19 protein-coding genes are annotated in these 24,408 nt (G+C 47.9%); 13 read left to right on the top strand and 6 right to left on the bottom strand.

The window, feature by feature from the left end; genetic code table 11:
* The first annotated feature begins 76 nt into the window (after positions 1 to 76).
* On the top strand, positions 77 to 958 hold the full coding sequence (locus VSQ61_RS08660; RefSeq protein ID WP_334344042.1) for a LysR family transcriptional regulator: 882 nt from the start codon (positions 77 to 79) through the stop codon (positions 956 to 958).
* Between the two features lie 36 nt (positions 959 to 994).
* On the opposite strand, the gene VSQ61_RS08655 is transcribed toward VSQ61_RS08660, so the two are convergent.
* Positions 995 to 1,774 (bottom strand): gamma-glutamyl-gamma-aminobutyrate hydrolase family protein, encoded by a 780-nt coding sequence (locus tag VSQ61_RS08655; RefSeq protein ID WP_334344040.1) that lies wholly within the window; start codon positions 1,772 to 1,774, stop codon positions 995 to 997.
* 358 nt (positions 1,775 to 2,132) lie between these two features.
* On the opposite strand from VSQ61_RS08655, the gene VSQ61_RS08650 reads away from it, so the two are divergent.
* Genes VSQ61_RS08650 through VSQ61_RS08640 form a run of 3 tightly spaced genes read left to right on the top strand, consistent with a single transcriptional unit; the run spans position 2,133 to position 5,913 of the window.
* Positions 2,133 to 2,828, top strand: a complete 696-nt coding sequence (locus VSQ61_RS08650) for an ABC transporter ATP-binding protein (RefSeq protein ID WP_334344039.1) — start codon at positions 2,133 to 2,135, stop codon at positions 2,826 to 2,828.
* Entirely contained in the window at positions 2,828 to 4,681 is a 1,854-nt protein-coding gene (locus VSQ61_RS08645) for an efflux RND transporter periplasmic adaptor subunit (RefSeq protein WP_334344038.1), read from the top strand. The genes VSQ61_RS08650 and VSQ61_RS08645 overlap by 1 nt, the downstream gene beginning before the upstream one ends.
* Before the next feature lie 2 nt (positions 4,682 to 4,683).
* Positions 4,684 to 5,913, top strand: a complete 1,230-nt coding sequence (locus tag VSQ61_RS08640) for an ABC transporter permease (RefSeq protein WP_160568989.1) — start codon at positions 4,684 to 4,686, stop codon at positions 5,911 to 5,913.
* An 87-nt stretch (positions 5,914 to 6,000) separates the two neighbouring features.
* Here VSQ61_RS08640 and VSQ61_RS08635 read toward each other — a convergent pair whose 3' ends face one another.
* Together VSQ61_RS08635 and VSQ61_RS08630 are read right to left on the bottom strand one after the other, a co-directional pair.
* Complete coding sequence (locus tag VSQ61_RS08635; RefSeq protein WP_334344037.1) at positions 6,001 to 7,371, bottom strand: extracellular solute-binding protein; 1,371 nt, start codon at positions 7,369 to 7,371, stop codon at positions 6,001 to 6,003.
* A 33-nt stretch (positions 7,372 to 7,404) separates the two neighbouring features.
* The gene (locus VSQ61_RS08630) at positions 7,405 to 9,951 is read right to left on the bottom strand and encodes a hybrid sensor histidine kinase/response regulator (RefSeq protein ID WP_334344036.1); all 2,547 of its coding nucleotides are present in this window, start codon (positions 9,949 to 9,951) and stop codon (positions 7,405 to 7,407) included.
* Positions 9,952 to 10,250: 299 nt separating this feature from the next.
* On the opposite strand from VSQ61_RS08630, the gene VSQ61_RS08625 reads away from it, so the two are divergent.
* Genes VSQ61_RS08625 through VSQ61_RS08615 form a run of 3 tightly spaced genes read left to right on the top strand, consistent with a single transcriptional unit; the run spans position 10,251 to position 13,484 of the window.
* The gene (locus VSQ61_RS08625) at positions 10,251 to 10,892 is read left to right on the top strand and encodes an endonuclease III domain-containing protein (protein ID WP_334344035.1); all 642 of its coding nucleotides are present in this window, start codon (positions 10,251 to 10,253) and stop codon (positions 10,890 to 10,892) included.
* 3 nt (positions 10,893 to 10,895) lie between these two features.
* Positions 10,896 to 12,098 (top strand): class I SAM-dependent rRNA methyltransferase, encoded by a 1,203-nt coding sequence (locus VSQ61_RS08620; protein WP_334344034.1) that lies wholly within the window; start codon positions 10,896 to 10,898, stop codon positions 12,096 to 12,098.
* A gap of 33 nt (positions 12,099 to 12,131) precedes the next feature.
* On the top strand, positions 12,132 to 13,484 hold the full coding sequence (locus VSQ61_RS08615) for an RsmB/NOP family class I SAM-dependent RNA methyltransferase (RefSeq protein WP_334344033.1): 1,353 nt from the start codon (positions 12,132 to 12,134) through the stop codon (positions 13,482 to 13,484).
* 258 nt (positions 13,485 to 13,742) lie between these two features.
* Here VSQ61_RS08615 and VSQ61_RS08610 read toward each other — a convergent pair whose 3' ends face one another.
* Positions 13,743 to 14,126: a putative ABC transporter permease gene (locus tag VSQ61_RS08610; protein ID WP_334344032.1), complete on the bottom strand. Its 384-nt coding sequence runs from the start codon at positions 14,124 to 14,126 to the stop codon at positions 13,743 to 13,745.
* A 101-nt stretch (positions 14,127 to 14,227) separates the two neighbouring features.
* On the opposite strand from VSQ61_RS08610, the gene VSQ61_RS08605 reads away from it, so the two are divergent.
* Genes VSQ61_RS08605 through VSQ61_RS08595 form a run of 3 tightly spaced genes read left to right on the top strand, consistent with a single transcriptional unit; the run spans position 14,228 to position 17,547 of the window.
* Positions 14,228 to 15,520: a bifunctional folylpolyglutamate synthase/dihydrofolate synthase gene (locus tag VSQ61_RS08605; protein WP_334344031.1), complete on the top strand. Its 1,293-nt coding sequence runs from the start codon at positions 14,228 to 14,230 to the stop codon at positions 15,518 to 15,520.
* Positions 15,517 to 16,644, top strand: coding sequence for a prephenate dehydratase (pheA, locus tag VSQ61_RS08600; RefSeq protein WP_334344030.1), 1,128 nt, complete (start codon positions 15,517 to 15,519; stop codon positions 16,642 to 16,644). Before VSQ61_RS08605 ends, pheA begins: the two co-directional genes overlap by 4 nt.
* A gap of 33 nt (positions 16,645 to 16,677) precedes the next feature.
* On the top strand, positions 16,678 to 17,547 hold the full coding sequence (locus VSQ61_RS08595) for a DegV family protein (RefSeq protein WP_334344029.1): 870 nt from the start codon (positions 16,678 to 16,680) through the stop codon (positions 17,545 to 17,547).
* On the opposite strand, the gene VSQ61_RS08590 is transcribed toward VSQ61_RS08595, so the two are convergent.
* The gene (locus VSQ61_RS08590; RefSeq protein WP_334344028.1) at positions 17,528 to 18,472 is read right to left on the bottom strand and encodes an AraC family transcriptional regulator; all 945 of its coding nucleotides are present in this window, start codon (positions 18,470 to 18,472) and stop codon (positions 17,528 to 17,530) included. The two genes, VSQ61_RS08595 and VSQ61_RS08590, sit on opposite strands and share 20 nt — an antisense overlap.
* 127 nt (positions 18,473 to 18,599) lie before the next feature.
* Between VSQ61_RS08590 and VSQ61_RS08585 the strand changes: the two genes are divergently transcribed.
* Positions 18,600 to 20,015 carry an MATE family efflux transporter gene (locus tag VSQ61_RS08585; protein ID WP_334344027.1) on the top strand — a complete coding sequence of 472 codons (1,416 nt, stop codon included), beginning with the start codon at positions 18,600 to 18,602 and terminating at the stop codon, positions 20,013 to 20,015.
* Here VSQ61_RS08585 and VSQ61_RS08580 read toward each other — a convergent pair.
* Complete coding sequence (locus tag VSQ61_RS08580; protein WP_334344026.1) at positions 20,007 to 20,861, bottom strand: PHP domain-containing protein; 855 nt, start codon at positions 20,859 to 20,861, stop codon at positions 20,007 to 20,009. The genes VSQ61_RS08585 and VSQ61_RS08580 overlap by 9 nt on opposite strands.
* 191 nt (positions 20,862 to 21,052) lie before the next feature.
* Here VSQ61_RS08580 and VSQ61_RS08575 point away from each other — a divergent pair, with 191 nt between their 5' ends.
* The gene (locus tag VSQ61_RS08575; RefSeq protein WP_334344025.1) at positions 21,053 to 23,098 is read left to right on the top strand and encodes a penicillin-binding transpeptidase domain-containing protein; all 2,046 of its coding nucleotides are present in this window, start codon (positions 21,053 to 21,055) and stop codon (positions 23,096 to 23,098) included.
* Entirely contained in the window at positions 23,088 to 24,353 is a 1,266-nt protein-coding gene (locus VSQ61_RS08570; RefSeq protein WP_334344024.1) for an AI-2E family transporter, read from the top strand. Before VSQ61_RS08575 ends, VSQ61_RS08570 begins: the two co-directional genes overlap by 11 nt.
* Positions 24,354 to 24,408 lie beyond the last annotated feature (55 nt).

Below are 24,408 nucleotides of genomic sequence, written 5' to 3'. Positions count from 1 at the left end.
TTCTCTTGTGTTTCATCTCACTAATGGCTATATTTTATATCATGATATGAATTATAGGAATATCAAGGGAGGCTATATGGAACTGCGAACCATGAGATACTTTCTTGCGGTGGCAAGAGAAGAAAATATGACACGTGCGGCAGAACTGCTTCACGTTACCCAGCCTACGCTATCCAAACAATTAAAAATACTGGAAGAGGAACTGGGGAAAAAGCTGTTTACACGCCACAGCTTCAGCATTCAACTTACGGAGGAAGGTATCTTGCTGCGGAAACGGGCAGAGGATTTGGTGAAAATGGCGGATAAAATTACGACGGAATTTCTTGCATTAGATGATGTTTTAGGCGGGGATGTCTACTTTGGTCTGGCAGAATCTTACCAGATCAGGCATCTCGCCGGGGCAATTAAGAGATTCAAAGATACTTATCCGGATCTACATTATCATATTACAAGCGGAGATACGGAACAGGTTACGGAGAAGCTGGACAAGGGCATCATTGATTTCGCTGTGCTGGCACAGGAACCAAATACTGCAAAATACCATTATTTAACATTTCCTGACGCTGATTTGTGGGGAGTTGTCATACCCGCCCACTGTCCTCTGGCGGAAAAAAGAGCTATCTGTGTGGAGGATCTGGTTGGACTTCCCTTGTTTTGTTCAGAACAGGGCTGGAATCATGATATTTCTAAATGGTGCGGCAGCAATATGGATAAATTACATCTTGAGGGATCGTTTCGTTTGTCCTATAACGGTTCACTTTTTGTCAAAGAGGGACTGGGCTATCTTTTAACCTTTAAGCATTTGATTGATACGAATCCTGATAGCGGGCTTGTCTTTCGTCCCCTTACACCAAAACTGGAAACAAGTATATATTTAATATGGAAAAAGTATCAGGTTTTTACGCCCATTGCTGAACGGCTGCTTGAAGCATTAAAGTCTGAGTTTTCAGAATCATAGTCAGGACAAGGCGATAAAAATTTTTTAGATGCATGGTTATAAAAGTGAAAGGAAGTACTGAAGCAGTACTGCCCCGTCTTCCATGCGGATGTCTGCGTATTCGAAGCACATCCGCTCAGGGTGCCACTGGACGCCCAGGATGGGCAGATGTTCGTGGTACATGGCTTCTATGACGAAGTCGTGGCTGTACTGGGCCACCAGAAGCCCATCGCCTACGGTGCCTACGCCCTGGTGATGGGCGCTGTTAGTTGTGGGGGCACTTCCGTAAAGCCGTTCGGGGAAGGTTCCGCCTGCGGCTTTTGTGGGGTGGATTTTGTCTCCGTTTTTGCGTACGATCGGCATTTTGTGGCACATGTCCTTGTCCTGTTGGGGAGGGCAGGCTTCCTCCGGTGCGGCATATGCATGGACAAGTTGTGAGTGCTCCGGCAAATCCTGGATGATGGTTCCGCCGAAATGGACATTTATGATTTGGAGGCCCTTGCAGATGCCGAGGACGGGTTTTTCTGCCTGTATAAAGTCTCTGAGGGTCCGAAGCTGAAGGCAATCCAATTGTTCATCAATATCACGGGAGCCCTCGTTTGCAGCTCCGAAAAGGGCAGGAGCGATGTCCCCGCCGCCGGGAAGAACAAGACCGTCGTAGTCAAAGGGACAGTAGGACAGCCGGGGCAGCGATAGGGGAGGAGCCGTAGGCCTCTGGTCGGATGTGTGCCCGGGAGCTTTGGGCGGAAGGGTATCAAAGGAAGCGCCCAGCCTTTGAAAGGCATTCTGATAGTTTAAAGTGGAATCGGCATAACCGGCGATTAAGAGCTTTTTCATGGGAGATCTCCTTATGTAATGCTTTTGGGACTGATGCTAAAAACAGGTTTTAATAAAATATATGAAAAAATATGAAGAAAAAGACGAGCCGTTTTCGTTATATTAGATGAACCTTCTCATAAATTTTGGTAATAAGAGCTTTTAGGAAAACACTTTGGAAATGAAGAAATAGAGAAATAAAACTTAAGATTTTATGAATCCTATTGATCTTATGACTGGATGTGTTATTGTATTATTCAAGTAATACATAAGGGAAATGATTGAAAAAATTTACGGAACCGGAAACAGTATCTCTTTTCGGTTAGGTTAGGGTGTAGCGAAAAGGGATTACGGAACTGGAATAAGAAAGGGGAGCTGTATGAGTGCACTGGTAGAGGTAAGGGATATATGCAAGGTCTACAATCCCGGCGAAAATGAAGTACGGGCATTGGACCATGTAAGCCTTACCATTAACAAGGGAGAATTTGTGGCAATTATCGGGCAGTCCGGCTCCGGCAAATCCACACTGATGAACATGCTGGGCTGCCTGGATGTTCCAACCTCCGGGAAATATTATCTGAACGGAAAGGATGTTTCCAAGCTTACGGATGATGAACAGTCGGATATTCGGAATCTGGAGATTGGATTTATCTTTCAGGGCTTTAATCTGATCAGCAATCTGACTGCCATTGAAAATGTGGAGCTTCCGCTGATATACCGTGGCGTGGGCAAACGGGAACGGCACAAGCTGGCAGTGGATGCCCTTAAAATCGTGGGCCTTTCCCATCGTCTGAATCACAGACCCAACGAAATGTCCGGCGGACAGCAGCAGAGGGTGGCCATTGCCAGAGCAATTGCGGCGAAGCCCCCGGTGATACTGGCCGATGAGCCTACGGGTAATCTGGATTCGGCCTCCAGCAAGGAGATTTTACAGATTTTAAAAGAACTGTATGTGGGAGGCAGAACGGTGATTCTGATTACCCATGACAACGGCATTGCGGCTCAGGCAAAACGGGTGATCCGCATTATGGACGGAAAAATCGAATCAGATATGGAAAATGAGGAGAATCAGTAATGTTTAAGAGGAAAAAGAACGAACAGGAAGCAATGGAAGCGGAAAATGCAATAGGGATGAGAAGCCCTCTGGATGAGTGGAACGATTCCCAACAGGATGATTTGGGTGCAAAGCCGAAGAAGCGGTTCTTCTTTCAAAAAGAAAAAGGAGAAAAGCCGGAAAAGGAGCCCCTGACACCGGAGCAGAAGAAAAAGCGGAGAAAGCGTCTGATCATCGGCGGCATTGTGGTGGTTATTCTGGCCCTGAATATTGTGCCGAAGATGTTTGCGCCGGAAGTATTGCCTGTGGTAAGCGTGGCGGAGGCCTACCAGGGAACGGTGGAGCAGACCATTGAGGGCAGCGGCGACGTGAAGTCGGAACGGGTTAAGACGTATTTTTCTCCTGTGTCGGCTACGGTTTCGGAATTCGACCTTAAGGTAGGAGATACGGTAGAGGCAGGAGCTACGCTGCTGACCTATGATGCCGTGGAATTAGATGAGCTTTATCGGCAGGCGGAGCTGACAGGAAGTGCCGCAGGCTATGGCTATCAGGATGCGATTACGAGAGATAATAAAAATGTATCCGAATACAACCGTTCCTCTGCTGCATTGGGCGTTCTTGAGCAACAGGTGGAGGACGAGAAGAACGAGAATGAGCATGTGCAGGATCGGATTACCGAGTATACGGAAAAGCAGGCCGCTTCCTCTATGGTGATTGGCGAACAGCAGGCCATAGTTGCGGATGCGCAGGCCAAAATCGACCAAGCACAGGCAGACCTGGCGGAAGCGAAAAAGAAGCTGCAGGAGTTGGAGGCAATGGGAGCATCGACTGCAAGTATGGATACGGCTCCGTCAGCAGCCCCGGAAGCGGCTTCAGCCGACGGCTCGGCCCCTGCGTCAGATGCAGGGGCAGATCCGGTTGCTGCACCAACTGCACCAACAGCTCCTTCCACCCCGGATCTGACACAGGAAAAGGCAAAATGGGAGGGTGTAAAGGCAAATGCGGAAAAAGTGATCCAAGAGCAGACCGCAATCCGTGATGCCGCTCTCCAGAAAATCCGGGAAGAGCAGGGCGCCTTAAATGAAATCAACGAAAAGCTGAACAAATATCAGGATCGCTTAAAGGATTCCACCGAGAACCTGGAAAAGCTTCAGACCAACAAGGCCAAGGAAGAAGGAATCAAGGATTCTACGGATGCCTCCAGACTGACCTCTGCGGCAAGAAATGAGCTGTCAGCCAATAATAATCTAAGCAGTCTCAACGCTCAGATGACCAAGGATGAGATCAATGAGGGCAAGGCCGGAATCCAGGCGGAATTCTCCGGTGTTGTGACGGAGGTAGCAGCCGTATCCGGCGGACCGGCGGCGAAGGGCGGCAGTCTCTTTACCGTAGCAAGCAATGAAGATGTTATTGTTGACATGTCCGTGACACGGTTTGACCTGGAAAAGCTGGAGGTAGGCCAGAGCGCTGAGATCAGTCTGGCAGGAAAAACCTACACCGGAGAGGTGAGCAAGCTGAGCCGTCTGGCGGCGGAGAACAGCAAGGGAACACCGGTGGTCAGCGCCGAGATACATATTGACAATCCGGACGATAACATTTACCTGGGACTGGAGGCTAAGGTAATAATCAGCGGCCGTAAGGTAGAGAATGTGATTGTGGTTCCGGTGGAGGCAGTCAACACGGGTATGGACGGAAGCTTCTGCTATGTGGTTGACGAGAACGGCGTTGTTGTCAGAAGAGATGTGGTAACCGGCCTTGCTTCCTCCATGGAAATTGAGATTCAATCAGGCTTAAATGCCGGAGATAAGGTAATCCGCAATACAACCGGCATGATGCTGGAAGAGGGCATGAGAGTTACGCCTATGGAGGAATAGGGATGGCACAATTACTGGAATATTTGAAAATGGCTGTGGATAATATCCGGGCCAACAAGGGCCGCTCCATTCTGACCATGCTTGGAATCATCATCGGTATTTCTTCCGTAATTATGATTATGTCCATCGGACAGGGAGCCAAAGGAGAGATTGGAGATCAGCTGAATGCCGTTGCAGGAGGTCAGATATACATCAGCGGCGCTTATGGAGACAGTGACTTGATTTATCTGACGCCGGAGGATCTGGAGGCAATCAAAGGGGTGGAGGGCGTCAAGGGCGTAACGCCGAATGACAGTATGTCCGGAAAGCTGATTTCTCCCAGAGATATTGAATTTGATGTGGGAATTACCACCGGAACGGAGGATGTGAAATATACCCACAATCCGGAGATGAAATACGGCCGTTATTTTACGGATTCCGATGTGGAGGCCATGAACCTGGTGGCGGTTATAGGTGAAAATGATGCCCGGAAGCTGTTCGGAACGGACGATGTGGTGGGAATGAGCGTGGAGGCCACTATATACGACACAACTCAGGAGATCACCATGATCGGCGTTATCAAGGAGGAGCAGACGGAAGAGAGCGGCCTTGTGAACAGCATGATGTACAACTCCAACCGGGTGTCCCTTTACATGCCCTATACGGCCAACTATGCATTTGGTTATATTTTAGAGGATTTTTATGGTATTTTTGTCATAGCGGACAGCGGCTACAGCAGCATAGCTGTCAGCAGTGAGGTTGTAAGTCTTCTGGAGCGGCGTTATCAGGTCCAGGGGGAGGATAAATTCTATGTGGAGGATGCGGAGAGCCAGATTAAAATGATCACGGATGTGCTGGATATGCTGACTGCCTTTATCGCATTTGTTGCGGCCATTGCCCTGCTGGTAGGCGGCATCGGTGTTATGAACATTATGCTGGTATCCGTAACCGAGCGGACCAGGGAGATCGGCATCCGAAAGGCTCTGGGCGCCAGAACCCGGTCTATTATGATGCAGTTCCTCTCAGAATCCGCCATTATTACGGCCATGGGCGGTATCATAGGCATTGTCCTGGGAATTATGGGAGCCAAGGCCATCTGTTCTCTGCCCATGCTGGGCTTCCCTGCCAGGATCAGCATTTCAACGATTATTCTGGCAACTTTCTTTTCTTCTTGCGTGGGTATTTTCTTTGGAATCTATCCGGCCAGGAAAGCGGCGAAGTTAAGTCCGATTGAGGCGTTGAGAAGGAATTAAAAAATTTTAGAAAAATGATGATTGAAATAGCCCCCGGTATCTGACTAGGGGCTATTTTAAAAAACTATTTATTATTAACAATCAAAATTACTCAGTTTGAATATGGCCGGCAGATTCATTTGCGGTATCATCAAAGGCTTTTGCAGCAGCTTCAATATCGCCTCCGGAGCCAATTTCCTGAAGCATCTTCCACCATGCGGTACGTGCCTCCGTCCAGCCGGGGGTTATTTGATGGTAATCGCTCATATACTGGGTGAAAGTTCCATATTCTGTCATAAGCCGGTCATTGACATAGAGATCCTCCATGGGACGCACGGGCCAGTAGGTGGTGGAAAGAACTGTTTTGGCGTATTGGCTGTCCGTTCCAGTCATAAAATCCACAAAGGTCTTGGCAGCCTCTATCCGTGCGGCATCGCCATTGTCAAAGATTCCAAAGCCCCAGATGCCGCCCTCTAAAACAGGAACGCCAGTGGGAGAGGGAAAGGCCATGGGGAACACATCAAAATTAAGATCGGGATTTACCAGGGTTTCGTTGATCTCTCTAGCCACATTCCAGCAAAAGGTCATAGCCAGATCTCCACTGGAGAAGCGCTTTACCTCATCGGCACCAGTCATATCCGGTGCAAAATCAATCCCTTCCAAATCATATAAAAGCTGCAGAGCCTCAATATTCTCCGGTGTATTGATGGTGTAATAGCTGTGCTCGGGGTCTGTAAAAGAGCCGCCGTAAAGATTATTCACCAGAGCCCTGGTACCTTGATCTCCTGCCTGGCCGCCGCAGTAGACGGCTCCCACCTGTTCTACGCCATATTCCTTAAGTGCAGCAACCGCCTTGATAAAACCTTCCGTGGTCCAGGTGTGAGTTTCCTCATCCAGATACTGAAGTGCTCCGGCTGCTTCAAATAAATCGTGATGAATCGCCATGCAGTGAGCGCTTTCGCAGACGGGAAAGATATAATAAGCTCCATTTTCTGACTGACAGGCAGTCTGAACATGATCATAGATTTGACTGGCAGAGCTGGAGGACCAAAGCTGGGAGAGATCCGCCATAAGACCTCTGTCGCCCCAGTTGGCACACAGGCGCTCAGGACCTTCAAAGACAATATCTGGGGCTTGCCCCTTTGCGATAGCGTCTTCCATAAGGCTGTCGCCGGTGTTGTAATCCAGATATTTCACAGAAACCCGAATGTGGGGATACTGCTTGTTAAAATCGGCCAACAGACTTGCAACCATGGTAGAATTGGACCAGTTGCCGATAGGATAGGTCCACAGAGAGATTTCAGTAAGGTCTGGTTCCTTTTCGGAATGGCCGGCAGAGGCAGCAGCTTCCCGGCTTTCTGTCTGGCTGTCAGAGGCACTTGCGCCAGGAACGGTTTGGCAGGATGCAAGGCTGAGACAGAGAATGAGAAACACAGTCAGGGAAAAAATAATCAGTACCAATCCTAATTTGTTTTTCATAGGAGCACCTTTCCTTTCTTAAGGATTGAAATATTACTTTATATATTGTTCAAGTAGACGGGCAACCTCTTCCACATCAATCGGCTTAGCCATATGAGCGTTCATACCGCTGTCAAGGCAGTGTTTGATATCGTCGGCAAATACATCAGCACTCATAGCCAGAATAGGAATGGTGCCTGCATCCGGTCTGTCAAGGGCGCGAATAGCCTCCGTAGCTTCAAAGCCTGTCATTATAGGCATCCGCAGATCCATCAAGATGGCATCATACCAGCCGACATCTGAGCGCTCGAATTTCTCCAGGCAAAGCTTCCCATTTTCTGCCCAGTCCAGGGTAAGCCCCAGATCCGAGAGAAGCTCGTTGGCTATCTCCCAGTTCAGATCGTTATCTTCCGCCAGAAGAATACGCTTTCCGGTAAAGTCTACAGAAGCAGGTGCCTCATCTTCCTCTCTGTGTGTTTCCCCCTCAGCAAACTGGCGAAGGGCGAAAAACAGGGTAGAGCGGAACAAGGGCTTGGCAATAAAACCGCTGATTCCTGCTTCAACAGCATCGAAGGTCAGATCGCTTCGATCCCCGGCGGATATGAGAAGGATAGGCACCTCATTGCCGCAATGTTCCCGAAGCCGGCGGGCTGTGTTCAGACTGTCTGTCTGAAGCAGTGTCCGGTCTAGAAGAATGATATGGTAATTCTGATTCTGAGCCTGGCGTTTTTCCACCATTTGCAGGGCCGTGTCCCCGTCGGCTGCCCAGTCCGCCCAAACGCCCAGAGATTTCAGGGAGGTTACGGCGCTTTCGCAGACCATCTCATCATCGTCTATAATAAGAAGGTTCCAGTTGGGAAGAATCATGTCTCCGTCCTGGTCAATGGCCTTTTCCATATCCAGAGTAATGTGGAATTCCGTACCCTTTCCGGGAGCACTGTCTACCGCAATGGTACCGCCCATAGCGTCCACAATATATTTGGTAATGGACATGCCAAGGCCGGCGCCCTCAGTTTTCTGAACCCGGGCATTGTCCTCGCGGATGAAGGATTCAAAGATTTTGCTCTGAAATTCCTTTGTCATGCCGATTCCGTTGTCTTTTACACGCAGATGAGTGCGGATGTAGTGGCTGCCCAGAGGGGAAGGTTCCTCATAGAGCACTACTTGAATGCTTCCGCCCTCAGGAGTGAACTTGACGGCATTGCCCAGAAGATTCAGAAGGATCTGGTTAAGCCTGAGGCTGTCGCTGCATACATTTTCTACGGAAATATCCTGTATATAGACATTGAAATACTGTCGTTTTTCCCGGATCTGGGGCTGCATGATATTTACAATGCCCTGCATAATGTCTTTTAGGGAGATCTGTTCAATATTCAATGTCATTTTGCCGCTCTCGATCTTGGACATATCCAGAACATCATTGATAAGCCCCAGGAGGTGGCGGCTGGAAGCGGTGATCTGCTTTAGGCAATGCTGTACCTGCTGGGTATTTTCAATGTTGGCAGAGGCAATGGCCGTCATTCCCACAATGCCGTTCATGGGGGTGCGGATATCATGGCTCATATTGGATAGAAATTCGCTTTTGGCTTTGTTGGCCTGTTCAGCGGTTCTGCGGGCAGCATCCAGAGCATAAAGCTGCTTTTTTGTCAGCCGGAAATATCCTACAAATACGAGCAGCAGGGCGCCGAGGACCAGAAGACAACTTCCAAGAGCGGATATGTTCCACTGATATCCAAGCTTGTCGATGGATTCGTCCAGTGCGCCGTAGGGCATAGACAGAAGCAGATACCATTCGGAATCGGGCAGTTTGGTGCAGTAGAGGTTTCGTCGTTCTCCCTCAATGGAGATGGTGGCAGCGTATTTCTGATTGAGCTCCATGGCAGCCTGGATCTCATTCAGGTATTGCTGAACATTTTTTTCAGGGGTATTGTCATAGAGCTCCCGAATACGGTCAAAATAATTTTCTCCTTCCACACCATTTCCATGAATGATGAAGCTGCCGTCCCAGCGGATGACAGAGTAGTTGATCATGGGATCGTCCATGTTAAGGGCCAGGGTTTCCCCTATGTAACTGCTGGGGAGACCGGCCACCAGTGCCAGACAGCTTGTTCCGTTATCCAGGCTGTAGGCAGCAGGAATTCCCATAAGTATGATATCATTTCCCTGGATGTCGGTTCCTACAGCTACCTTGCTCGCTCCATTGCTTAAGGACTTATGAAATGCCTCCGGGTCAGTCAGCGTCACCTGGGAGCCGTAGATCATGTCGAAGAGGCCGTCATTGGTATAGAAAGCCAGATAGTCAAAGCCCCTGGCTCTTGCGTTGTAGGTCAAGGATACCAGCGCAGAGGTGTCTACCTCAGAGCTTGCCGGAGGAACGGAATCTACCAGTGCTCCTACCTGGGAGAGACGAAGCTCGATGATGGTTTTGAAGTGTGTGTCCACCTGCTTGCCCATGCCGGCCATGTAGATTTCGCCGATTTCCTGGATGGTCTTGGCACCTCGCCCATTCATCCGGGCGGCCAGGGAGGTGAAGACGAAAACGCAGAGAATGGACACAGAAATCAGGCTGATGGTTAAAAATCGAGTAGTTTTGTTTTTCAAACTTGGGTGCCTCCTGTTCCAGAGTTTATTCTAGTAGTACGGACTACTTGTTCCGCAGGATCCTTATAATTTCAGAAGATGCGGATGTTTCTCAGTTAAATTTATCATAAAAAGCAAAAAAAGTATAGTGAGGAAGGAGATATATTGCCTGCCTTTACCGTATCTGCTGCAAAGAAGCTAAGTCTGATTGAGGATTTGAAGAGAAATTGAAACAGCATTCTGTAAAAAATACTGGAAAGTGCATCAGCAACATTATATAATGAAAACAATTGCAAAAGTATCAGAGGAAGGAAATGATTATGACAAAAAAAGAACTGGCATTAGAGCTGATTGACAGGCTGAAAAAGGAATATCCGGATGCCGGCTGTACCCTGGATTATAATCAGGCATGGAAGCTGTTGGTGAGTGTGCGCCTGGCCGCCCAATGTACAGATGCCCGGGTAAATGTGGTAGTAAAGGATCTCTATAAAAAATATCCGGATGTAAAAGCTTTGGCAGAAGCGCCGGCGGAGGATATTGAAGCTATTGTAAAACCTTGTGGTCTGGGCCATAGCAAGGCAAAAGATATCAGTGCCTGCATGAAGATTCTGATGGAACAGTATGGAGGAAATATACCAAATACCTTTGAAGAGCTTCTAAAACTGCCTGGTGTGGGGCGGAAAAGCGCAAACCTCATTATGGGTGATGTGTTTGGAAAGCCGGCCATTGTCACAGATACCCATTGCATTCGTTTGACAAACCGCATGGGCCTTATAGACAACTGCAAGGATCCTAAAAAGGTAGAAATGGCTCTTTGGAAACTGATACCTCCAGAAGAAGGGAGCGGCTTCTGTCATCGTCTGGTATATCACGGACGAGATGTGTGCACAGCCAGAACCAAGCCCTACTGTGATAAATGCTGTGTAAAAGATATCTGTGCCAGAAATGGTGTGGAGGATTAACTCATGGTGCATGCAGCAGTAACCCTGAAGAAGGGTGAGGGCCGAGCTTTTAAAGCAGGCGGCCTGTGGATATATGATAATGAGATTGCTTCTGTTATGGGAAGCTTTACAGATGGAGATTTGGTACTGGTTCATGATTTTGACGGGTATTGTCTGGGACGAGGTTTTATTAATACCCACTCCAAAATCAGAGTTCGTATGATGACCCGAAGAAAAGATCAGGAAATAGATGAAGCATTTCTACAGATGCGTCTTCAGAATGCCTGGGACTATCGGAAGCATACCGTGGATACAAGCAGCTGTCGTCTTGTTTTTGGAGAAGCAGATTTTCTGCCGGGGTTTGTGGCGGACAAGTTTTCTGATGTGTTGGTAATTCAGTCCTTAGCGCTTGGAATTGAACGAATGAAAGAGAGTTTGGTACGGCTTCTGAAAGAGATTTTGGAAGAAGACGGAATTTTTATTCGGGGCATTTATGAGCGGAGTGATGCTAAGGAGCGAGAAAAAGAGGGTATGGAGCGGTACAAGGGCTTTCTTGGGGAAGCTTTTGACACCAATGTGGAAATTCAGGAAAATGGCGTTCGCTATCTGGTGGATGTGCGGGATGGACAAAAGACAGGTTTTTTTCTGGATCAGAAATACAATCGGCTGGCTGTGCAGAAACTCTGTAAAGAAGCAAGAGTATTGGACTGCTTTACCCATACAGGTTCCTTTGCGCTGAACGCAGGAATAGCCGGAGCCAAAGAGGTTTTGGGTGTGGATGCTTCGGAACTGGGCGTGGAACAGGCTCGTAAGAATACGGCATTGAACCATCTGGAAGATAGGATACAATTTCTTTGTGCCGATGTTTTTGATCTGCTTCCAAAACTGGAAGCCGAAGGAGAGTGTTATGATGTGGTAATTTTAGACCCGCCGGCATTTACCAAGTCCCGCAGTTCTCTAAAAAATGCGATCAAAGGCTATCGGGAGATTAATATGCGTGGTATGAAGCTGGTGAAGGACGGCGGATTTCTGGTTACCTGTTCTTGTTCGCATTTTATGACTTATGAGCTGTTTACCCAGACAATTCATCAGGCGGCAAAAAGTGTTCATAAGCGCCTGCGGCAGGTAGAATACCGCACCCAGGCACCGGATCATCCCATTTTGTGGGCGGCAGATGAATCGTATTATCTGAAGTTTTATATTTTCCAGGTGTGTGAAGAAAAATAGAGTTTTGGAAAAATACTGAAAGGAAAAGGGATCATGACTCTGCCACAAGAATTTAAGGTGCGGATGGAACAATTTTTGGGAGAAGAATGTGAGGCGTTTTTAGAGAGTTGGGATCGGGAACAGGCTTTGGCTCTCAGAGTAAATCCTCTGAAGATAACCCGAGAAGAATTTGTAGCGCTTAGCCCCTTTGACCTGCGTCCGGTTCCATGGGCAGACACTGGTTTTTATTATGGGAAAGATGCCAGGCCCGGGAAGCATCCCTATCACGAGGCAGGTCTCTACTATATCCAGGAGCCAAGTGCCATGGCAGTGGGAGCTCTTGCCAATGCCAGGCCGGGAGAACGAGTGCTGGATCTCTGTGCTGCGCCAGGCGGCAAGACAACTCATTTGGCAGCGTCTATGAAAGGGGAAGGGCTTCTTGTATCCAATGAGATTCATCCTGCACGGGCTAAGATTCTTTCTTCCAATGTGGAACGCATGGGAATTCGGAACTGCATAGTTACCAATGAGAAGCCAGAGCGTTTGGCAGAGCGCTTTCCTGGGTTCTTTGATCGGATTGTTGTGGATGCCCCCTGCTCCGGCGAGGGAATGTTTCGGAAGGAGCAGCAGGCGGCTTTGCAGTGGAGTCTTGAAAATGTGTCTATATGTGCTGGACGCCAAAGAGAGATTCTTCATGCAGCAGCGGGTATGCTGCGGCCAGGCGGTATATTGGTATATTCTACCTGTACTTTTTCACCAGAGGAAAATGAGGGGAGCATCAGTACTTTTCTGGATGATTGTCCGGAATTTTCGGTGAAAAAGGTATTAGCCTGTGACAGCTTTTCAAAAGGAAGACCAGAGTGGATTGACGCCCGGCCAGAGACAAAAGATACTTTCCGCCTTTGGCCCCATTGCCTGGAAGGAGAAGGGCATTTTATAGCAATTCTTAAAAAGAATGGAGAGGCACCTTCCAGAGAATTTTCCTGGAAGATGCAGACAGTTGAACGTAATATATGGAAGCTTTACAAAGAATTTGAGAAGGATTCTTTGGACTGTGAATTTGAGGGAATTCCGGCGTTGTTTGGCGAACAGCTATATCTTTTGCCTCAGGCATTCCCATTAAAGGGTTTAAAGGTGCTGCGAGCCGGACTTCACTTGGGAACAGTGAAAAAGAACCGATTCGAGCCGGCTCATGCACTGGCTTTGGCATTGAAGCATCAGGAAGCAGTTCATTGCTGTTTATTGAATGTACAGGAAGCGCAGGAGTATCTGAAAGGGGCGGTTTTTGAGAAATCCGGAGAGAAGGGCTGGCAGCTTATGCTGGTGGACGGATATTCTCTGGGCTGGGGGAAGCAGGCAGGCGGAATGGTAAAAAACCACTATCCAAAGGGACTGCGGAAAAATTAAGTAAGCCGGATGAATTTGAGCAAAGGAAATTATTCCTGTGGGCAACGAGCCAAGCGGACGTGCTTGCACGTCCATTTGGCGACTGTCGCAGGGGTCCAATATCCCGCAGCTCTGTTGTGCTGCAAGCTTGATGCCCCGTCAGCTTGCTGCGGGGTATTTGACTCATAGGTAGATTTCGTCTTGTTCCGGCAACACAAAAAGGAAAAGAATGAGATTGGCAGGAGCTGTCGTTATTTTGCGGCAGCTCCTGCGGGCATTTCACAGCCGCCGGAAGATTTTTTCATAAAGCAGTCCGGTGAAAAACCACACCGGAGCATAATCCAGACGGATCACACCGTCAATGTTCCAACGTGCCTTGCTGTAATCCCAAGGGCACATATCACGTTTTTTCAGCAGACTTCCGGTGATGAATTCCCCAAGGAAAATGGCGCAGGCATAGACGCTCCCCCGAAACAGCGTCCCTTTTTTTTGAATCCAACGGGAGACAGGAGCCAGAAAAGCAGCCATTCCGTAGATGGGGAACATCCAGATAGAGGAATGGCCTATGAGCTTCATCTGCCGCCGTTGAAAGGATTTGAGGCCTGTCCAGAAGATTTCCAGGCACCAGCCGATAAGTCCGCAGAGGATAAATTTATTTTTCATGTGGATAGTATGCGCCAAAAGCCGGGAAGAAATTCTATTGAAATAAAGCGGAGGGTGTAATATACTGGAAATGCGATAAAGGAATAAAGGCGGAACAAAAAATGACATACAAAGAAGCAAGAGCCTTCATTGACGATACATCAAAGTACGGCTATATCTTAGGTTTAGACACAATAACCGAGCTGCTTAACCGGCTTGGGAATCCTCAGGATGATTTGAAGTTTGTACATATTGCCGGAACCAACGGCAAGGGCTCCATACTGGCCTATGTATCTACCATATTAAAGGAAGCAGGCTATCGGGTAGGAAGGTATATTTCTCCTACGATTTTTGAATATCGGGAGCGGATTCAGGTAAATGAAGAATATATTTCTGAGGAGGCGGTTGCCAGGCTGGCACAGCGGATCTATGAAAAGGGGCAGGAGATGCTGGCCGAGGGCCTGGCTCATCCTACGGCCTTTGAGGTGGAGACAGCCATGGCATTTCTGTATTTTCAGGAAATGAACTGTGACATCGTAGTGCTGGAAACCGGTATGGGCGGTTTGACCGACGCTACAAATGTGGTAAAAACCACCCTGATTTCGGCATTTGCCTCTATCAGCATGGACCACATGGGATTCCTGGGGAATACCCTGGAGGAAATTGCAAAAATCAAGGCAGGCATTATCAAGCCGAATACCATGGTGGTGAGTACGGCCCAGAATCCGGAGGTGCGTAAGGTCTTAGAGGCGACCTGCAGACAGCAGAGAGCTTCCTACCATGAGATACGGGAAGAGGAAATCACCGACAGACAGGTGAGTTTTGAGGAACAGAGCTTTACCTACAAAGGCTGGAAGAAGCTAAGGCCGGGAATCCTGGGAAGCTGTCAGCTTGAAAATGCGGCCGCAGCAGCAGAGGTCATCTATGAGTTAAGAGATCTGGGCTATCCGGTTTCCGAGGAAGCCATAAGACAAGGTCTGGAAAAGACCCGTTGGATTGGCCGCTTTACCATCGTGGATGAAGATCCGCTCTTCATCGTGGACGGAGCGCATAACCGGGATGCGGCGGATCGGCTTTTGGAGACATTGAAGCTCTATGTTCCCCATAAACGAAAGGTTTTTATTATCGGGGTTTTGGCGGACAAGGAGTATGATTATATCATGAGCCGCCTGGTGCCGGAGGCGGAGCGGATTGTGACGGTCATGACACCGAATAATCCAAGAGCCCTGCCGGCAAAAAAGCTGGCAGAGACAGTGAAGCAGTATAACTCAGAGGTGGAAGCCGCCCAAAGCATTCGGGAAGCGGTACAACTGGCAAAGGGCTATGCGGATAAGGATGGCATGATTCTGGCATTTGGTTCCCTGTCTTACCTTGGGGACCTTATAGAGGAAGTGCGGAAAGGAAAAGAGACATGAGAGATCTGGCGGAACTGAGAAAAGAGATTGATGAGATTGACCAGCAGATGGTGAAGCTCTTTGAGCAGCGCATGGCCGTCTCGGAAGAGGTGGCAGAGTATAAGGTAGCCGTGGGAAAGAAGATTTTGGACAAGGAGCGGGAGAGGCTTAAGATTCAGGCAGTACAGGCCATGACCCATAATGAGTTTAACAGCCATGGGGTGGAGGAATTGTATAACCAGATTATGGCCATGAGCCGGAAGCTCCAGTATCAGCGTATGGAGCAGCAGGCCATCGGGCGTCTTCCTTTTGTCATGGTGGACGAGCTGGAAAAGAAGAGTGTCCGGGTGGTTTATCAGGGAGTAGAGGGAGCCTATGCCCAGCAGGCGATGTTTGAGTTCTTCGGGGAGGATGTGAATCATTTTCATGTGGAACGCTGGAGAGACGCAATGGAAGCGATTGCGGAGGGTATGGCAGACTATGGGGTGCTTCCCATTGAGAATTCTTCGGCCGGGATTGTAAATGATAACTACGATCTCCTTCAGGAATTTGACAATTATATTGTAGGGGAACAGGTGATGACTATTAGCCATGCTCTTCTTGGAACACCGGATGCCCGGCTTTCCGATATACGCACCGTCTATTCTCATCCCCAAGGCTTGATGCAGTGCGCCAAATATCTGGATGAAAATCGTCAGTGGCAGCAAATCAGTCTTCTCAATACGGCGGTAGCCGCCCAGAAGGTGGCGGAGGACGGAGACAAGACCCAGGCGGCTATTGCAAGCACTCTGGCAGGCAAACAGCATGGACTGAAGGTTTTGAAGGAGCAGATCAACTTCAGCGGGCAAAATTCCACTCGTTTCCTTATTGTAACCAATCAGAGGATATTTCGGAAGGATGCGGGAAAGGTGAGCATCTGCTTTGAGGTAAGCCATGAGAGCGGCTGTCTTTACAATGTGCTGTCTCATTTTATTTTCAATAACCTGAATATGTGCCGGATTGAGTCAAGGCCCATAGCGGAGAAAAATTGGGAGTATCATTTCTTTGTGGACTTTGAAGGAAATCTAAATGACAGTGCCGTCAAGAATGCTCTCAGGGGGATTAAGGAGGAAGCATTGAATATGAAGATATTAGGGAACTATTAGGGAAGCTGCGGAACTTACAATAGGAGGCATAGGATGAACAATTATATAATTATGACGGACAATATGGCAGATCTGCCGGAGAATTACATTCGGGAGCATGAATTGGAGATTCTGTCTCTAAGTTACATTTTGGATGGAGAGACTTATGACAGAAATCATCCGTTAGAGGAAGCGGAGTTCTACAGCCGAATGCGGAACGGTTCTATGCCTACCACTTCTCAGGTGAACCCGGAACAGGCAAAGGAGGCATTCACGGCCTGCCTTAATCAGGGAAAGGATGTACTTTATATTGCCTTTTCTTCAGGACTTAGCGGAACTTATAACAGTGCGAGAATTGCGGCAAAGGAGCTGAAAGAGGAGGGAAAGTTCCCGGATCGGAAGCTGGTTGTTCTGGATTCTCTAAGTGCTTCCTTGGGCGAGGGGCTTCTGGTACACAAAGCAGTTAAGCTTAAGGAAGCAGGAAAATCTTTGGAAGAGGTGGCGGCCTGGGTGGAAAAGCATAAGCTGGAGGTTTGCCATAACTTTACCGTGGATGATCTGTTCCATCTCCATCGGGGCGGCCGGGTATCTAAGGCCACGGCTATTTTGGGCACCATGATTAATATCAAACCCATTCTCCATGTAGATAATGAGGGGCATCTCATTGCCATCGGAAAGGTTCGGGGAAGAAAGAAATCCCTGACATCTCTGGTGGAACGGATGGGCGAGCAGATTCAGGGTTTTGAGAATCCGGAGGTATTCATCAGCCATGGGGATTGTCTGGAGGATGCCCAGCATGTGGAAAAGCTGGTGCGGGAGCGTTTTGGAGTGGAGACCTTTATCATCAATTATGTGGGACCTACCATCGGCGCCCATTCCGGCCCTGGTACGATGGCACTGTTCTTTATGGGGAATCCACGATAGAAAAAAAGCCCTGTTTATTGGGGGTGTCGGGAAATAAGACATCCCCTTTTCTATACCCAAGAGGCGTAACACCATATTTTTCTTTAAACAGCTTTCCAAAATAACTGGAGCTGCAAAACCCGCAGGAATTGCCGATTTCAGAGATGGATAGATTCGTCTCCTTTAATAAATTGGCAGCCTGGATTAAACGATACTCATTGATATATTCCATAGGCTTCTTACCGGTATATCGGTGAAAAGAGCGGAAGCATTCGCTTCGGCTCACATGGGTGTAATTCGTAAGATCCCGAATGGTGATATTCTCAGAAAAGTGCTCCTGTATGTAGGCAATCATTTTCTTAACTGTATCGCTATGGTGATGGGCAGCAGCTTTTATGACAAAGGAGTGAGTTTCTTCGGATATATAATCCAACGTATAAAGCCAAAGCTGACTGACCAGACTGAAGCAGCGAAGTTCAAAACCATAATCCCTTTCCTGAAGCCCGCAGATATCTCTAATTGTCTGAGATATTTTAGGATAGTAAGAATTGGCGGTTTCTATCCGAAAACCCTCAATAGGCATCCGAATAACAGATTGGAAATATTTGTGAAATGCATTTCCACCGGGAAAAAGGGTGGCGGGAAAGCCTACGCCGATCATAACGGCATTTTCCCGAAGGCTGGTCTGCTTTGCCATATGAAGTACATTGGAATTGACAAAGATACAGTCTCCCTTCATAAGCTTCAGGCAGGTTTCGCCTGTATAAAAATCCAGATTCCCTTCCGTGAGTATTCCAAATTCAAAAGCATTGTGCCAGTGGCAGTTCAAGGTGCGGTCCATAAAGCTCCCGTATACATCCTTCCAGATATCCAAAGGGAAGGAAGCGTCTTTGTAATCAATAATCTCCCTTAAATGTTCATCTGTCTTAACCGGGCCTGCCTGCATGAAACCTCTCCTGAGTTGAAATTATAATTATAATATTTTGGACTATAATTATATACAAATTTATTTTTTGACATTATTATTATATTTATTCAATTTACATATGTCAAGGAAAGAGAGGAATATAAAGATGCGGTTTCTGGGCATTGGAAAGCGTATGGCCGGTCACAAGGAGAAGGGCAGCAGAGTAAAGGACATGACACAGGGAAATCCCACAAAGCTGATTTTTTCATTTGCGCTGCCGCTTATTTTGGGAAACCTGGGCCAGCAGTTATATATGATTACGGATACGGTGATTGTAGGACAGGGAGTAGGGCTTAATGCCCTGGCATCCCTTGGAGCAACAGACTGGATCTATTGGCTGGTACTCTGGCCGGTGCAGTTTTTGACACAGGGCTTTGCGGTCTTAATTACGCAGAATATCGGAGAGGGAAATGAGAAAAGCATTCGAAAATCCATTGCCATGTCTGCAATTTTATGTGTGGTAATCGGTACGCTGATTTCTGTGATTTTTCCCTTTTTGGCAAAGCTTATGCTTCATTTGCTGAAAACGCCGGAAGACATTTTTGACGGTGCCCATTCCTATGTGACAGTGATGTATGCAGGCACCCTGATTGTAATGGCGTATAATATGGTCTCGGCCATATTGCGTGCTTTCGGTGATGGAGAAACGCCCTTGATTGGTATGATAATTGCGGCGGCTGTGAATATCGGTCTGGATCTGCTTCTGGTTATGGGATTTCATTGGGGAATTGTAGGAGCTGCGGCAGCTACGATTATTGCTCAGTTGATTGCTTTCCTTTACTGTCTGCGGATGATTGGGAAAATTCCGGCAGTGAATATGGAACGGGAGGACTGGAGAGCGGATGGAACTGTGATAAAGAGACTGCTGAAGCTTGGAATGCCTTTGGCTCTTTCTCATGTTGCCATTGTCGCCGGAGGCATCTTTCTTCAATCTGTGATCAATGGTTTTGGGTCTCTGTTTGTTGCGGCTTTTACGGCAACGAATAAATTGTATGGTTTGTTGGAAAGCTCGGCTATTTCTATCGGTTTTGCAACAGCAACCTATATAGGGCAGAATTGGGGAGCCCGTAATCTGGAAAGGATCCAAAGAGGAATAAAGAGTGCGATGAAGCTTTCCATAGTATTTGCAATATCCATTACGATTGGAATGCTGCTGTGGGGCAAATATTTGCTGATGATGTTTATCTCATCCGCAGACGCCGATGCATCCACGGTGCTTGAGATGTCCTATCAGTATCTTACTATTATGAGTGTAACGCTGATTATCCTTTATGCTCTGCATGTATACCGGTCTGCTCTGCAGGGAATGGGAAATACAGTCATTCCAATGATTGCAGGCATTTTGGAGTGTGTGGGACGTATATCGGTTGCGGTATTCCTTCCGAGCATTATGGGCGAGTTTGGCTTGTTTTTTGCTGAGCCCACCGCATGGCTGTTCAGTGCGGTCTGCGTCACCATATCCTATCATGTTTTGGTGAGTAAACTGCCTGTCCGGGATGGGGCCCATGTGGGCTTACAATGATTCCGCCCCTTTGTTTTTCAGATTCTCCCATATGTCATAAGGAACTTGAAGATTCCCTTTGCCGCTGCCCATCTGGATCAGCGGCTTATTTTTTCCGTGAAAATCAGAACCGCCGGAGATGGAAAGGCCCATCTCTTGTGCCAATAGGCGCAGATTTCGCTCGTCATTTCCGGAATTGGAGGAGTGAATGGCTTCGATTCCTTTCAGGCCTGATCCCTTAAGCTCCCGAATAAGTGCTCTGAGCTCCGGATCCGGCATATGATACAGCAGGGGATGAGCCAGAACCGGGATGCCTCCTGCGTCCAAGATTCCGTGGATGGACTGATCGAGGGAGGAAAGCTTTTTGGGAACAAAGCAGGGGCAGCCTTCACCGATATAACGGGCAAAGGCTTCGGATATGGAGGTTACATAATGCTGTTCAAAGAGCCAGCGCCCGAAATGGGCACGGGTAAGGACAGAGCTTTTATAGGTCTCCTGAAGCTTAGGGAGTGTAATATCAAAGCCTTCCATGCGGCGCAGCCGATCTGCCATTTCTTCATTTCGTGCTTCCCGGCTTTTCTGAAAGCTTCTTAATAATCGGGAGAAGTCTTCCTGCTCCGGATTAAGGCCCAGTCCCAGGATATGAATATCCCTGGCATGGTATGCTGCGGAAAATTCGATTCCGGGAATCAGCTCGATACCATATTTTTCTGCGGCTGTCATGGCCTCTGAGATTCCCTCCATAGTATCGTGATCCGTCAGGGCAAAAGCGGCAAGCCCTTTTCCTGCGGCACAGGCAGCGAGCTCGGCGGGAGCCAGGGTGCCGTCGGAAAATGTGGAGTGAACGTGAAGATCTACGAGTTTCATAAAATAAAGCCCCCTTTCTGTTTGTATTATATCCCGAAACATGCAATTTGTCATGGCAAAAGGTTATTTTGGGAAACGCTTGTATCACATAAAGGAAAATGCTAAAATAATTATGGTACAGCCTATGGGAAACAATTCATAAGCACCATGCTATAAAACAGTGGTAGTAAACTGTACAAAGGAGAGATATTATGAAACGCTTGTTAGTAATGGCAGCTCTTATGCTTAGCCTGACAATGGCGGCAGGCTGCGGGAAGAAGGAGCCCCAGCCTGAGGAGCTGCTTACGGAATATATTGATTTGCTGAATGAAGAAAAATACGAGGAAATGTACGCCTATCTGACAGAGGAGGCAAGGGCATCCATTGATCAGGAAACCTATGTGGAACGGTATCAGAATATTTATGGAGGAATTGAGGCCATGAATATTCAGGCGGATATCGAAGAACGGGAGGAAGGTCACAAGGATAAAAAAGCCGTAACACAGAGGGTAAAATATAAGCTTACCATGGATACCCTGGCAGGAGAGCTGGCCTTTGATACGGTAGCTATTTTTACAAAGAATGAAGAGGGCGCCTACAAAATGAGCTGGGACAGCCAGGATATTTTCCCAGGGCTTTATGAGGGGGACAGAGTGCGTGTGAAAACCATCTCTGCCAAGAGAGGGAATATTTATGATCAAAATCAGACAGCTCTTGCAAGAGAGGGCACAGCTTCCTCTGTGGGCCTGGTGCCGGGAAAGCTGGCTGAGAATCCGGATCGGGAGGAGAACCTTGCCCGGCTTTCCGAACTGCTGGGATTAAGTGTGGAGCGGATAGAAAAGGAACTGAATGCCAGTTGGGTTCGGGATGATACCTTTGTACCTCTGCGCACGGTTTCCAAAGATGATTATGAGCTGAAGGAACAGCTTTTGGAGATTCCGGGCGTGATGATTACGGATACGACAGTACGGTATTACCCCTTTAAAGAGAAGGCTGCCCAGTTGACCGGATATGTGCAGAGCATCACGGCAGAGGAACTGGAAGAACGAAAAGGTCAGGGCTATAACAGGAACAGCCTCATAGGAAAAGCAGGAGCAGAACGGATTTATGAGGATATTTTGCGTCCAAGGGACGGCTATTCCATTCAGATTATTGATGGGCTGGGGGATGTGAGAAGCACCGTACTGGAAAAACCTGCAGAGGACGGAAAGGATGTAGTGCTGACCATTGATATTGTACTGCAGCAGCATTTGTATCAGGAGCTTGAGGGGGACGAGGGCTGTGCAGTTGCCATAGATCCGAAAAGCGGCGCAGTGCTGGCTATGGCCAGCGCCCCGGCTTATGATCCCAATGATTTTGTTATGGGTTATACTTCCGCCGCATGGGAGGAGATTAATAATGATGAGACCCAGCCCCTTTACAACCGTTTTCTGGCTTCCTGGGTGCCGGGATCTGTCTTTAAGCCGGTTACGGCGGCCATAGGACTGACAAACGGAACGCTGGACCCCAAGGAGGATGTGAAAAACGAGGGACTAAGCTGGCAGAAGGATTCCGGCTGGGGCGATTATTATGTGACGACCCTCACAGATTATGCGGTAAAGAATCTGGAAAATGCTTTGGTTCATTCGGACAATATTTACTTTGCAAAGGCGGCTGTGAATGCAGGAGAAGAGGTCTTTACAAAGGGACTTGATCAGGTAGGGTTCGGCGAAACGCTCCCATTTGATTTTGAGCTTAAGCCGTCTGCCTATGGCAGTGAGGGAAAGCTTGCCTCAGAGACAGAGCTTGCGGACAGCGGCTATGGACAGGGGAAGCTTTTGGTGAATCCTCTTCATCTGGCAGTTATTTATTCGGCTTTTGTAAACGAGGGAAATATGGTACAGCCATATCTGACGGGGAATGAAAGCGGAAGATTTTGGAAAGAAAGTGCCTTTACGCCGGAAGCGGCACAGAACGTTCTTGATGCCCTCTATCAGGTAGTGGAACATCCGGAGGGGACAGCCCATGAGGCTGCCCCGAGTGAATACCGATTGGCCGGAAAGACGGGAACGGCGGAGATCAAGGATTCCAAAGAGGACGTGAACGGCACGGAGTTGGGCTGGTTTGTGGGAATCAGCGGGGCGGATACGGACAAGCCCCTTTTGATGGTGATGATGATAGAGGATGTAAAGGGACGTGGGGGAAGCCATTATGTGATTCCCAAGGCAATGGTGGGCTTTGACGTTTACAATAAGGGGGAAGCGGAAGATGAAAGATGATTCATTTCGGAAATATTTGTTTATCAGTCTGGCAGGAGCAATAGGCATTATTTTGTGTATTGTATTCTTCTTTGCCCTGTTTCGGTTTCAACAGATGATAGAGGGAATACGGACCCTGGAAAATATTCTCATGCCTTTTATCTACGGAGCGGTAATTGCCTATCTTCTGACACCGGTGTGCAATTTTGTAGAACTTCGCCTGAATTTATTTCTGGCAGGAAGACTTAAGGTAAAGGAGAAAAAGGCGGCCAGGCTTTCGGCGGCTCTGGGAATTGGACTCAGCCTTTTGTTTGGTTTCTTTATTGTCTACCTGCTTCTTGCCATGGTTCTTCCGCAGGTGTTTACCAGTGTCCGGGGGATTGTACAGGTGCTTCCTGGCAATGTAATGAAATGGAGCGACTGGATACAGCAGAAGCTGGCAGATGATGAGGTTCTTGCCAACTATGCGGAGCAGTTTATCAACACGGCTTATCAGAATATGCAGAGCTGGCTGGAGACAAAGCTGCTGCCCAATATGCAGGTGATAGTCAGCGGCGTGTCAGCCGGCCTTATCAGCGCTCTCGTTGCGGTGAAAAATATTTTGATTGGTATTTTTGCAGCGGCCTATATGATGGGAAATCGAAAGAAATTTGCCGCTCAGGGGAAAAAGCTTATTTACAGCTTTGTAAAAGTACCTGTTGCAAATGGGATACTGGATGAGATACACTATATTAATCAGGTGTTCGGCGGCTTTATTGACGGGAAGCTGTTAGACTCTCTGATTATCGGCATTCTCTGCTTTGTGATTATGAATCTGCTTAACATGCCTTACAGCATGCTGATCAGTGTGATTGTGGGAGTGACTAACATTATTCCTTTTTTCGGTCCATTTATTGGGGCGATTCCCAGCGCACTCATTATACTTACAGTCAGTCCCATCAAATGTGTGTATTTTCTGATCTTGATTTTGGTGCTTCAGCAGCTTGACGGAAACTTTCTTGGACCGAAGATTCTGGGGGATTCTACGGGATTGTCAAGCTTCTGGGTGCTTTTTTCCATCCTGCTTTTCGGAGGTCTCATGGGCTTTGTGGGAATGGTGATCGGCGTGCCGACCTTTGCGGTTATCTATGACCTGATCAAGAAATCTTCCAATTGGATGCTGCGGAAAAAACAGCTTTCCACGGATACGTCCGTTTATGAGGATCTTTCTTCGGTAAAACAGGGAGGAGAAGGGTATTGCTATATTTATAATAAGGAAGAAAAGATTGAGGATTAAGGGCGGCAGGACTTGGCAGAGATAAGACACGAAGCCGGGAAACAGGAATAAGAGA

The sequence above is a fragment of the Candidatus Merdisoma sp. JLR.KK006 genome, assembly GCF_036941035.1.
In the GTDB taxonomy this organism is placed as follows: Bacteria; Bacillota; Clostridia; order Lachnospirales; family Lachnospiraceae; genus Laedolimicola.
This window is presented reverse-complemented; position numbering and strand designations above follow the sequence as displayed.